Raw genomic sequence first — 12046 nt, forward strand, 5'->3', positions numbered from 1 at the left:
GTCAAAGTTTGGTCAGTTTGGCAAACTTCGCCAGCAGGGTCTTCTCGCCCGCATGGTCGAAGCGCACCACTAATTTATGATCCGTGGCGAGGGTCTCGATGCGTTCCACAATCCCGACACCGAACATCGGATGCTCGACCCGCTGTCCGACCGTGTATTCACTCGCAGAGAGGCTGCCGCTCCCGCCCGCCGGACGTACGCCGAGGCGCCGCATCCCTTCGGTCGAGGGGCGCAGGGGCTGCACCAGGGCCGGGTCCGGAGCCGTCGGGCGGAGCGACGTCCGCGAAGATTGGGGCTGGGAAGTACGCGGGAAACGCCGGGCCGGGCCCGATTCGCCGTCCGAAGGGGTTCCGAAACCGCCGCTGCGCGAGCCGGATCCCCCGTAGTTGCCGCCGCCGTAATTCCCGCGGCCGGACCCGGAAGCGCCGCCGTAATTCCCGCCGCGGCCGTAGGAGCCCGAACCGCCTCCGGATGCCGCGCCGCCGCGACCCCCGAAACCGTTCGACGGAGTGTTGCCGCCGAAGCGCGAGGTCTGCTGTTTCTGCTGGAAGCGGTAGTCGAAGCGGCGGCGCAACTCGTCGATGGCCGACGCGCCGTCGGCGCCCGGGCGCGGCATCCGCTCTTCACCCAGATCGACCTCCGTCTCGACATAACGCGGGTCGATCTCCCGCAGGAAGCAGCTCGGACGCGAAAACTCCATGTTGCCCCAGCGGAAGCGCATCTCGGCGTAGGAGATCGTCGCCGCAACCTTCGCACGGGTCAGCGCCACGTAGAACAGACGCCGCTCCTCCTCGATACCGTCGGGCGATTCGGCCGCCCGCTGCGAGGGAAAGAGGTTCTCCTCCAAACCCACGATATAGACATATTTGTATTCGAGCCCCTTGGCCGAATGGACCGTCATCAGCGTCACCTTGTTGCTGCTCTCGGGGTCGTCCTTGTCCATGTCCGACATCAGCATCATCCCCTGCAGCCACTCCTCGACGGTCGCCTCCTCCTCGGGCTGACGCTCGCCGTTGCGGATCTCGGCGTCACAGCGCTCCTTGAACTCCTGCATCGAGTTCAACAGCTCTTCGATATTGTCCAGCGCCGAGGCCGCCTCCGGGGTGTTCTCGGCCCGGTAGGCGGCAAGCAGCCCCGAGCGCGTGGCCACCTCCAGACCGAAATCGTAGAGACCCTTGTCGTTACGGGAGAGCGACAGCGAACGGATCATCGCCACGAACTCCGCGACCTTGCGCGCGATGGTCCGCTGCACGGGATCCGCTGCCGGTTCGGCCGTCAGCGCATCGACCGCCTCCCACATCGAGACGCCCCGCTGCCCGGCCAGGTCGGCGATCCGCTGCACGGTCGTGTTGCCAATCCCCCGCGCCGGGCAGTTGACGATCCGCCGGAACGCCTCGTCGTCGCGCGGGTTGATCACCAGCCGGATATAGGCCATCAGGTCCTTCACCTCCTTGTGGTCGTAGAACGACGAACCCTTGTAGATCCGGTAGGGGATGCCGCGCCGCCGGAGGTTGTCCTCCAGCACGGCCGACTGGTTGTTCGTGCGGTAGAGGATCACCGCCTCCGACCACTCGTCACCCGCCCCGCGCACCTTGTCGCGCAGGTCCGAAACCACCATCTCCGCCTCCTCCCGGTCCGTGTAGGCCTTCAGGATGCGGATCTTTTCGCCCCGGTCGCCCTCCGAGAAGCACTTCTTCTCCATGCGCTTCGAGTTGTGCTCGATCACCGAGTTGGCCGCCTCGACGATCGTCCGCGTCGAGCGGTAGTTCTGCTCCAGCTTGAAGACCTTCGCATCGGGGTAGTCGTTGCGGAACGAGAGGATGTTCTCGATCTTCGCGCCGCGGAACGAGTAGATCGACTGCGCATCGTCACCCACGACGCACACCTTCGAGTGGTGCTGCGACAACCGCCGGATGATGACGTACTGCGCATAGTTGGTGTCCTGATACTCGTCGACCAGAATATACTGAAACTGCTCCTGGTAGCGCGCCAGCACGTCGGGGCAGTCCCTGAGGAGGATGTTCGTCTGCAGCAGCAGGTCGTCGAAATCCATCGCGCCGTTGCGCTTGCAGCGCTGGCAGTAGATGTTGTAGATGTTCCCGAACTCGGGGATCTGCATCTGGCGGTCCTCGGTCGCCAGCGACGTGTTGGCCAGGTAGGCACCCGGCGTGATGAGCTTGTTCTTGGCCAGCGAGATCCGCGAGGCGATCGAGTTCGGCCTGTACTTCTCGTCCGGAAGGCTCAACTCCCGGATAATGGTCTTCAGCAGGTTGCGGCTGTCCGCCGAGTCGTAGATCGTGAACGACTCGGGGAATCCGATCCTTTCGGCATTCTCACGCAGGATGCGCGAAAAAACCGAGTGGAAGGTTCCCATGCGGATGTAGCGGCTGCGGTTGTCGGGCAGCATCCCGGCAATGCGCTCGCGCATCTGCTCGGCGGCCTTGTTCGTGAAGGTCAGCGCCAGAATGTTCCACGGCTTGACGCCCTGCTCGATCATGTAGGCGATGCGCGAGGTCAGCACCCGGGTCTTCCCCGAGCCCGCACCCGCAATGATGAGCGACGGAGAGTCGTAATTCTCCACGGCCGCACGCTGCGCCGGGTTCAGGCCCTGCAATATCGGTGATTCGTTGGATTCCATGTCCGCAAAGGTAATAAGAAATCGACGAAAAATCCCGCACGCACCCCTATTTTCTCCCGGGTGATCCCGCACGCCGGAGGGGTCCCGCCCGACGATTCCCCACCCGTCCGAAAAGGGGGAATCCGGCGGCAAAAAAGGCCCTGTACCGGAATCCGACCCCGAAAAGCAGATATTTTTTCAAAGAAAATAATATCTTTGCATTCGAATCGTTAAAAATGTAGCGACAACACCCGCCATCCCGATCGAACCCCCGGCTCCCTGTCCGCCCGAGGCTTCGTGTCCGTGCTCCTTGTCCCGCCCCCGGGAAACCCGTCGGAAAGGGCACGAACGTTGCGGACCCAAAATGGAGAGACGGTTCACCGCCGGGATGCTGCAGATGATCCGAAACAAACTTAACATAGACAAATGAGCGAAGTCATCAACATCAAGGAACTCAATGAGCGAATCGAACGCGAATCGGTCTTCGTCGATACGCTCCGTACCGAAATGGGCAAGGTCATCGTGGGCCAGAGCCATCTGGTCGACACGCTGCTGATCGGCCTGCTCTCCAACGGGCACATCCTCCTCGAAGGAGTCCCCGGACTGGCCAAAACCCTGGCCATCACCACGCTGGCCAAGGCTGTCGACGCCGGATTCTCCCGCATCCAGTTCACCCCCGACCTGCTGCCCGCCGACCTCATCGGTACGCTCATCTACTCGCAGAAAAGCGAGGATTTCGTCGTCCGCAAAGGCCCCATCTTCGCCAATTTCGTCCTCGCCGACGAGATCAACCGTTCGCCGGCCAAGGTGCAGTCGGCCCTGCTCGAAGCCATGCAGGAGCGCCAGGTGACCATCGGAGACAACACCTATCCGCTGCCGCAGCCCTTCCTGGTGCTCGCCACCCAGAACCCCCTCGAACAGGAGGGTACCTATCCCCTGCCCGAAGCCCAGGTCGACCGTTTCATGCTCAAGGCCAAGATCTCCTACCCCAAGAAACAGGAGGAGCGCGACATCGTGCGCATGAACCTCTCGGGAGCCGGAATGCCCCAGGTCAACAAGGTCATCACCCCCGAGGACATCGTCAAGGCCCGCAAGGTCGTCGAGGACGTATACATGGACGAGAAGATCGAAAAGTACATCGTCGACATCATCTTCGCCACCCGCGAACCCGCCGAGTACAACCTCCAGAAACTCCAGAACCTGATCGCCTACGGAGGCTCGCCCCGTGCGTCAATCTCCCTGGCCAAGGCCGCCCGCGCCTACGCCTTCATCCGCCGCCGCGGATACGTCATCCCCGAGGATGTGCGCGCCGTCTGCCACGACGTCCTCCGCCACCGTATCGGGCTGACCTATGAGGCCGAAGCCGAGAACATCACCACCGAGGAGATCATCACCGATATTCTGAACAACGTAATCGTACCCTAACGATGCAGGAGACCGAGAACGATATTCTCAAGCGCGTCCGCAAGATCGAGATCAAGACCCGCGGTCTGTCGAACGAGATCTTCGCCGGAAAGTACCATACGGCTTTCCGCGGACGAGGCATGTCGTTTTCCGAGGTCCGCGAATACCGCGCCGGCGACGACGTGCGCGACATCGACTGGAATGTCACCGCCCGGTCGCGCAAACCACACATCAAGGTCTACGAGGAGGAGCGCGAACTCACGATGATGCTCCTCGTGGACGTCTCCGCCTCGCGCCTGTTCGGCTCGACGGACCGCCTGAAGAAGAACATCATCACCGAAATCGCCGCCGTGCTGGCCTTCTCCGCCGCACAGAACAACGACAAGGTGGGCTGCATCTTCTTCTCGGACCGTGTCGAGAAGTTCATACCCCCGAAGAAGGGCCGCAGCCATATCCTGATGATCATCCGCGAACTGATCGGATTCCGTCCCGAATCCGCGGGGACGAAGCTCTCCGAGCCGATCCGCTTCCTCACGAACGTCAACAAGAAGCACTGCACGACCTTCATCCTCTCGGACTTCATGGACTCCTCGGGCGACCGCGACGCCCTGGACGATGCCCTGAAGATCGCCGGAAGCAAGCACGACCTGGTCGGCATCCGCGTCTACGACCCCCGCGAAACGGAACTCCCCGACGTGGGCATCGTCGAACTGCGCGACGCCGAAAGCGGCCGCAAGGTCTGGGTCGACACCTCCTCGCGCGCCGTGCGCGACCACTATGCCGAAACCTGGCGACAACTCAGCGACGAGATCGACTCGACACTCAAACACAACCGTATCGACACGGCGACGATCTCCACCGACGGCGATTACGTGGCCGAACTGATGAAACTGTTCAAACAACGATGAAACGACGCTTTGCTACAACCCTGTCCGGGATGCTGCTCCTCGCGGCCTTCACGGCCCTCCCCGCCCGGGCGCAGGAGACCCCCGTGGTAACGGCCCGCATCGAGCCCGACAGCATCATGATCGGCGACCGATTCGACTACGTGATCGACGTCGAAAAGGATCTCGTGCAGGTGGTCGACTTCCCGGTCTTCGAGCCCCGCGACGGAAAGATCGAACTCGTCGAAAGCTGCCCCGTGGATACGCTCGAACGCGACGGAAGGCACCTCAAACTCCGCAAGCGCTACCGCCTGGCCGCCTTCGACGAGGGCAAGTACAACCTCGGGGTCGCACAGGTCCTCTACGCCGACAAGAACATCCTCGATACGCTCCATAGCCGCGACTCGCTCTACCTCGAAGTCGCCACCTTCCAGATCGACTCCACCTCACAGTCGATCTACGACCTCAAGGCCCAGAAGACGCTGCCCTTCCAGCTCCGCGAGATCCAGGGATACATCACCTGGGGGATTTTCGCACTGCTGCTCCTCGCCGCCGCAGCCTACGGACTCCACCGCTGGCTGGCCAAACGCGGAAAGGGTTTCGGAGACCTCTTCAAGTCCGCCCCGCCCCTGCCTCCGCACGTCGCAGCCATCCAGGCCCTCGAAACGCTCCACAACCAGAAACTCTGGCAGAACAACCGCCACAAGCAATACTATTCGGGGCTGACGGACATCCTGCGAACCTATATCGCCGCACGCTGGGGCATCGGCGCCATGGAGATGACCTCCGACGAGATCATCGAGGCGATGCGCGGCGAGGAGCTTCCGGACAAGGCTCGGATGGACCTCACGGCAATCCTGCGCGATGCCGACCTGGTGAAGTTCGCCAAGGCAATGCCCGAAGCCGAACAGAACGAATCGGACTACCTGAAGGCCTACTACTTCGTCGAGGAGACCAAACTCGTCGAGGAGACCGAAAGCCCCGCGGAGCCCGATCCGATGTCGAACCAAATGTAACTACGATGCACAGGATACTTTCAATCACGCTCCTGTTCCTGTTTGCCGCCGCCGGGGTTCAGGCCCAGCGGCTGCCCGAACGCTCGCTCGTCCGCAAGGGGAACCGGCAGTACAACAAGGGGGAGTACGAAGCGTCGATCGGCCGCTACGAGGAGGCCCTGAAGGCCGCCCCGGGACAGTTCGAGGCGACCTACAACCTCGGGAACGCGCTCTACAAGGCCGAACGCTTCGACCGCGCCGAACAGACCATGGTGCAGGCCGCGGCCGATTCGCTGCGCTCCGATGCCGAGCGTGCCGAAGCCTTCTACAACCTCGGGAACGCCCAGTTCAAGCAGCAGAAGTACAAGGAGGCCCTCGAAAGTTACAAGCAGTCGCTGCGCCTCAACCCCGCGGACATGGAGGCCAAGTACAACTACGCCTACACCAAGCGGCTGCTGGATCAGGATCAGAACGGTGGCGGCGGGAACGACCAGCAAAACCAGAACCAGGATCAGAACCAGCAGGACCAGCAGAACCAACAGCAGCAAAACCAGGGTCAGAACCAGAATCAGGACCAAAAACAGGATCAGCAGGACCAGGACCAGCAGAATCAGGGCCAGAACCCGCAGGATCAAAACGGGAAACCCGATCAACAGGAACAGGGCGAGGGTCAACCGACCCCTTCGGGCATCTCCCCGCAAGAGCAGGAGCAGATGCTCGACGCCATCCAGGCCCAGGAGGACAAGACCCAGGAGAAACTCAAGGAGAAGGCCAAGGGCGTCGTGGTCCGCGGCAAGAAAAACTGGTAAAAAGTCGTAAACCATGCATTTCGCTTCACCCTATTATCTGTGGCTGCTCGTACTCATCGCCCCGATGATCGGCTACTACGTGTGGCGGACCCTGCAGGGAGGTGCCGCCATCCAGATTTCGAGCATCCGCGGCGTGGCGAACGCCCCGCGCACGGTGCGCTACTACCTGCGCCATCTGCCCTTTGCTCTCCGCACGGCAGCCTTCGCCCTGCTCGTCGTCGCACTGGCGCGCCCGCAGGACGTCGAACAGAACACCTCGACCAACACCGAGGGCATCGACATCATGCTGGCCATCGACGTCTCGGCCTCGATGCTGGCCCGGGACTTCCAGCCCGACCGCATCACGGCCGCCAAGGAGGTCGCCGGATCTTTCATCGCAGACCGTTACGGCGACCGCATCGGACTGGTGGCCTTCGCCGCCGAGGCCTTCACGCAAAGCCCCCTGACGACCGACCAGAGCACGCTCCAGACCCTGCTGTCGCGGATCCGCAGCGGACTGATCGACGACAGCGGTACGGCCATCGGAAACGGGCTCGCCACGGCCATCAACCGCCTGCGCGAAAGCGACGCCAAGTCGAAGGTCGTGATCCTGCTCACCGACGGCGTGAACAACCGCGGCGAGATCACCCCCCTGACCGCCGCCGAGATCGCCAAGGCCCAGAACATCCGCGTCTATACGATCGGCGTGGGAACGAGGGGCATGGCCCCCTACCCGGCCGTGGACATGTTCGGAAACATCACCTACGTCAAGCAGAAGGTCGAAATCGACGAGAAAACCCTCACGGCCATGGCCGAAATGACCGGCGGAAAATACTTCCGAGCCACGGACAACGCCAAGCTCAAGGCCATCTACGACGAAATCAACCAACTCGAAAAGAGCAAGGTCGAGGTCTTCGAACACATCTCCTACCACGAGTTGTTCCTCCACTGGGTGCTCGCGGCCATAGGGCTTCTCGCCCTGGAGTTCCTCCTCTCGAACCTCGTTCTGAAACGCATCCCGTAAAAACCGCTCCGTCATGTTCCGATTCGCAAACCCGCAATATCTCTGGCTTCTCGTGGTGCTGCCGCTCTTCGCGGCGCTCTTCTGGCTCGCCGCGCACCGGCGCCGCAAAAGACTCGAACGGTTCGGGCATCCGGCCATCCTGAAGGAGTTGACGCCCGAAGTCTCGACCGGGCGCGTAACCCTCCGCTTCATTCTCTTCAGCCTCGCCCTCCTGTGCCTGATCCTCGCCGCGGCACGCCCCCAGTTCGGGTCGAAACTCCGCGAGGAGAAGACCCGGGGAATCGAAATGATGCTCACGGTGGACGTCTCGAACTCGATGCTCGCCGAGGATTTCGAACCCAACCGCCTCGAACGGACCAAATACGCCATCGGCAAACTCTTCGAGGGCTTGCAGCAGGATCGGGTCGGACTGGTCGTCTTCGCCGGAGAACCCAAGGTGCAACTGCCCATCACGTCGGACTACCGCATGGCAAGGGCCTTCGCCCGGAAGATCGACCCCTCGCTGGTCGCGGTGCAGGGCACGGCCATCGGAAAGGCCCTGGAACAGGCACTGCTGGCCTTCTCCAGCAACACGGAGCAGAGCCACGGAAGGGTCATCATCCTCATCACCGACGGTGAAAACCACGAGGACGACGCCATCGCCGTCGCCGAACGCGCCGCCCAACAGGGCGTGCGGATCTTCACGATCGGAATCGGAACCCCCGAGGGCGCCCCGATTCAGATCGGAGGAGAGTTCATCAAGGATGAAAACGGCGAGATGGTCGTCTCGAAACTCAACGAGGAGATGCTCGCCCAAATCGCCGACATCACCGGCGGAGCCTACGTGCGCGCCACGAAGCAGTCGATCGGGCTGGACGAGATCGTCAAGGCCATCAACGAGATGGAGCAGACCGAACTCTCGACGATCCGCTTCGAGGAGTTCAACGAACAATATCAGTATCTGCTGATCGCCGCGCTGGTGCTGCTGCTGGCGGAGTTCCTGATCCTCGACCGCCGGAACCCGGTGCTGGCGCACCTGAACATTTTTCGTGAAAAACAGGACTCTGGAAACCCGTTATGACCCGGATTAAGGATAAATGCGTGTTGATCACCGGTGCCGGTTCGGGCATCGGGCGCATCATGGGACGGCTGGCCCTCGAAAAAGGGGCGCGCAAGGTGGTCGTCTGGGACCTCAACGAACAGAACATCGCCGCCTCGCTCGCCGCATACGGCGCCCCGGAGCGTACGGCCGGATACCGCGTCGACGTCTCCGATCCGCAGCAGGTGGCCGACACCTTCACGCGGACCTGCCGCGAATGCGGCGAGGTCGGCATCCTGATCAACTGCGCCGGCATCATCACCGGCAACAAGACCTTCGAGCAGCAGAGCGTCGCGGAGATCGAACGCACGATGGCCGTCAACGCCTCGGCCCCGATGCTCCTCGCCCGGGAGGTGCTCCCGGGCATGATCGCCCGCAACGAGGGGCACGTCTGCAACATCGCCTCGGCCGCAGGCATGATCTCGAACCCCCGCATGTCGGTCTATGCCGCCAGCAAATGGGCCGTCATCGGATGGTCCGACTCCCTGCGCATCGAGCTGCAGGAGGCCCGCAGCGGCGTACACGTCACGACCGTCGCCCCCTACTACATCGACACGGGCTTGTTCCGCGGCGTGCGTTCGCGCCTCGTGCCGATCCTCGACCCCGAGAAGACCGCCCGGAAGATCATCCGCGCCATCGAACGCAACCGCGATTTCCGCGGAATCCCCTGGGGATTCCACCTGATCCGCCTGGCGCAGGGGGTACTGCCGACCTCGTGGTTCGACTGCATCATCGGCCACTGGGCGGGCATCTACCACACGATGGACCACTTTACCGGACGAAAATAACCGCTTACACACATGGCAACTCTCGAAAATACCCCCTCCGAACGCATTACGGCACTCGCAGCGGCCCAGAAAGCCTACTTCCGACAGGGAGCGACGCTTCCCGAAGCATTCCGCCGCACGATGCTCCGGCGGTTCGACGCCGCGATGGTCAACTGGGAGAAGCGTCTCTGTGATGCCTTGTGGCAGGACTTGCACAAATCACCCGAGGAGGCTTACCTTACGGAAATCAGCATCGTGCGCGGCGAAATCCGCAACCACCTGCGCCACCTCAAGGCGTGGATGCGACCCGAACGGAGGCCGACGCCGATGAAACTCCTGCCGTCGAAGAGCCGTATCCTCTCGGAACCCCTCGGGCAGGCGCTGATCGTCGCACCGTGGAACTATCCCGTGCAGCTGTTGCTCAATCCCCTGGTCGGTGCCATCTCGGCCGGGTGTACCGCCCTGCTGAAGCCCTCGCCCTACACGCCGACCGTCGCCCGGACGATCGAGGCGATGATCCGGGAGATTTTCGACGAGGAGTATGTCGTCGTCGTGCAGGGCAACCGCGTGGTGAACCGCCAGTTGTTCGACATGCGTTGGGATGTGATCTTCTTCACCGGAAGCCCTGACCTCGGACGGCAGGTCATGGAAGCCGCAGCGCGTACGTTGACGCCCGTCGTGCTGGAACTGGGCGGCAAGAGCCCCTGCATCGTCGACCGCGGAGCCGATATCACCGTCGCCGCCCGCCGCATCGCCTGGGGCAAGACCCTCAACGCCGGACAAACCTGCATCGCCCCCGACTACCTGCTGCTCCACCGTTCGCTGCAGGAGCCTTTCCGCAAAGCCTATGCCCAGGCGCTGCGCGAACTCCACGGCGACGATGCCCGGAAAAGCCCCTATTTCGTACGCATTGTCAACGCCCGGGCCTTCGAACGAGTCTCGGGATACCTCTCACAAGGTCGTATCACGATCGGAGGAGACACCGACGCTGCAGAACGCTATATCGAACCGACGCTCCTCGAAGAGGTCGACCCCGCATCGCCGGTCATGCAGGAGGAGATTTTCGGTCCCGTGCTGCCCGAGTTGCTCTTCGACGAGACACAGGAGGCCATTGACTTTATTACTGCGCGCGAGAAACCGCTGGCGCTCTATTACTTCGGACCCGAAAAGCAGGGGGAGCGCGTGTTGCTCCACACCTCGTCGGGCGGAGCATGCCTCAACGACACGATCATGCACATCGCCAACGACCAGCTGCCCTTCGGCGGCGTGGGAAACTCCGGGATGGGCCGCTACCACGGACGTGAGAGTTTCGACGCCTTTTCCCACCGCCGGGCCCTCGTCTGCGCCCCGCAAAAGTTCGACCTCCCGTTCCGTTACCCGCCTTATAAGGGATTCCGGTGGGTAAAGAAGATTTTATAGCGAACGCGGGCTGCGAAGGCGTACCCATCCGTCGCCGCAGCTCTCCAACGACAGATTCCCAGAACGGGAAGCACAAACTTTTCCGAAAATTCCCTATCTTTGCCCCGCAGGCCCGCTCTGTCGCTGCCGGCCGCTGGCCGGGAGAGGAAAGTCCGGGCAACACAGAGCGCCACGCAAGCTAACGGCTTGATGGCCGTAAGGTCATGGGAGCGTAACAGAAAACAACCGCCGGTAAAGGCGTCCGGGTGGGGCCGACAGGCCGAAAGGCGTGCGGCACCGAAACCTGGAATTTCCGATCGGCAAGGGTGAAAAGGCGGGGTAAGAGCCCACCGCGGAGGCAGTGATGTCATCCGGCCGTACGTCCCGTGGGTTGCAAGACCATGTATACCGGCAATGAAGGGTTGCTCGCCCGATGCCGGGGGGTAGGTTGCTGGAGGCGGCAGGTGACTGCCGTCGTAGATAAATGACAGGGGCCCGAAGTCCGCTTCGGGAACAGAACCCGGCTTACAGGGCCTGCACGTTACCAAGGGCGTCCTTCCGCATGGCAAGGGCGCCCTTTTTCAATCGAACGCACCGCCCCTCACGCAACCTCCCGCCGGGACAATCCCCGCTTCCCGAAAGTTCCTCCCAAAGAAATCCGCCGCTCCGGCCATCCTCCCGCCGCACAACCTCCGCCGGGACAATCGCCCGCCACCTAGAAGTCCTTTCCGAAACAATTTGCCTGCCGGTTCATCGGCCTGCTCCGCCATTCAGTTATCCCGAACTTCCCGCTTCGGAAGGTATCCCGATATACGCCCTTCATCAAAACGGCACATTTCAATATCGTTTCAACACGATTTCAATCATATTTCGATATGAAATATGAAAAGCCCCGTATAAACCCAATCCGTCGACAAAAAAAACTTTCAAAGAGGATTTTCCTGCCCAAACACAAGTCCATACGTCTATATAACGACCGGGAATATATAGACACAAGGCACTGATTATAAATGCATAATAAGATGAATTGATCTATATTATCAGGTATTGCACTTTCCCGCCTTTCATAAAATAGATAATTTTGCAAAGCA

General features: G+C 61.7%; 9 protein-coding genes and 1 other RNA gene. 9 read left to right on the forward strand and 1 reads right to left on the reverse strand.

The window, feature by feature from the left end:
• Position 1: 1 nt before the first annotated feature.
• Entirely contained in the window at positions 2–2638 is a 2637-nt protein-coding gene (locus ABGT65_RS04675; protein WP_346700121.1) for a UvrD-helicase domain-containing protein, read from the reverse strand.
• A 405-nt stretch (positions 2639–3043) separates the two neighbouring features.
• Between ABGT65_RS04675 and ABGT65_RS04680 the strand changes: the two genes are divergently transcribed.
• The 9 genes from ABGT65_RS04680 to rnpB all read left to right on the forward strand — a co-directional run bounded on the left by ABGT65_RS04680 (position 3044) and on the right by rnpB (position 11499).
• Entirely contained in the window at positions 3044–4042 is a 999-nt protein-coding gene (locus ABGT65_RS04680; protein ID WP_346700123.1) for a MoxR family ATPase, read from the forward strand.
• Between the two features lie 2 nt (positions 4043–4044).
• Positions 4045–4929 carry a DUF58 domain-containing protein gene (locus ABGT65_RS04685; RefSeq protein ID WP_346700125.1) on the forward strand — a complete coding sequence of 295 codons (885 nt, stop codon included), beginning with the start codon at positions 4045–4047 and terminating at the stop codon, positions 4927–4929.
• Between the two features lie 29 nt (positions 4930–4958).
• Positions 4959–5921: a hypothetical protein gene (locus ABGT65_RS04690; RefSeq protein ID WP_346703054.1), complete on the forward strand. Its 963-nt coding sequence runs from the start codon at positions 4959–4961 to the stop codon at positions 5919–5921.
• 5 nt (positions 5922–5926) lie between these two features.
• Complete coding sequence (locus ABGT65_RS04695) at positions 5927–6709, forward strand: tetratricopeptide repeat protein (RefSeq protein WP_346700126.1); 783 nt, start codon at positions 5927–5929, stop codon at positions 6707–6709.
• A gap of 13 nt (positions 6710–6722) precedes the next feature.
• The gene (locus ABGT65_RS04700) at positions 6723–7712 is read left to right on the forward strand and encodes a VWA domain-containing protein (protein ID WP_346700127.1); all 990 of its coding nucleotides are present in this window, start codon (positions 6723–6725) and stop codon (positions 7710–7712) included.
• 13 nt (positions 7713–7725) lie between these two features.
• Positions 7726–8772 (forward strand): VWA domain-containing protein, encoded by a 1047-nt coding sequence (locus ABGT65_RS04705; protein WP_346700129.1) that lies wholly within the window; start codon positions 7726–7728, stop codon positions 8770–8772.
• Entirely contained in the window at positions 8769–9578 is an 810-nt protein-coding gene (locus ABGT65_RS04710) for an SDR family oxidoreductase (protein ID WP_346700130.1), read from the forward strand. The genes ABGT65_RS04705 and ABGT65_RS04710 overlap by 4 nt, the downstream gene beginning before the upstream one ends.
• Before the next feature lie 12 nt (positions 9579–9590).
• Positions 9591–10976: an aldehyde dehydrogenase family protein gene (locus ABGT65_RS04715; RefSeq protein WP_346700131.1), complete on the forward strand. Its 1386-nt coding sequence runs from the start codon at positions 9591–9593 to the stop codon at positions 10974–10976.
• Between the two features lie 104 nt (positions 10977–11080).
• An RNA gene (gene rnpB / locus ABGT65_RS04720) (RNase P RNA component class A) lies at positions 11081–11499 on the forward strand.
• The last annotated feature ends 547 nt before the right edge of the window (positions 11500–12046 follow it).

This window comes from uncultured Alistipes sp., from assembly GCF_963931675.1.
Classification (GTDB): domain Bacteria; phylum Bacteroidota; class Bacteroidia; order Bacteroidales; family Rikenellaceae; genus Alistipes.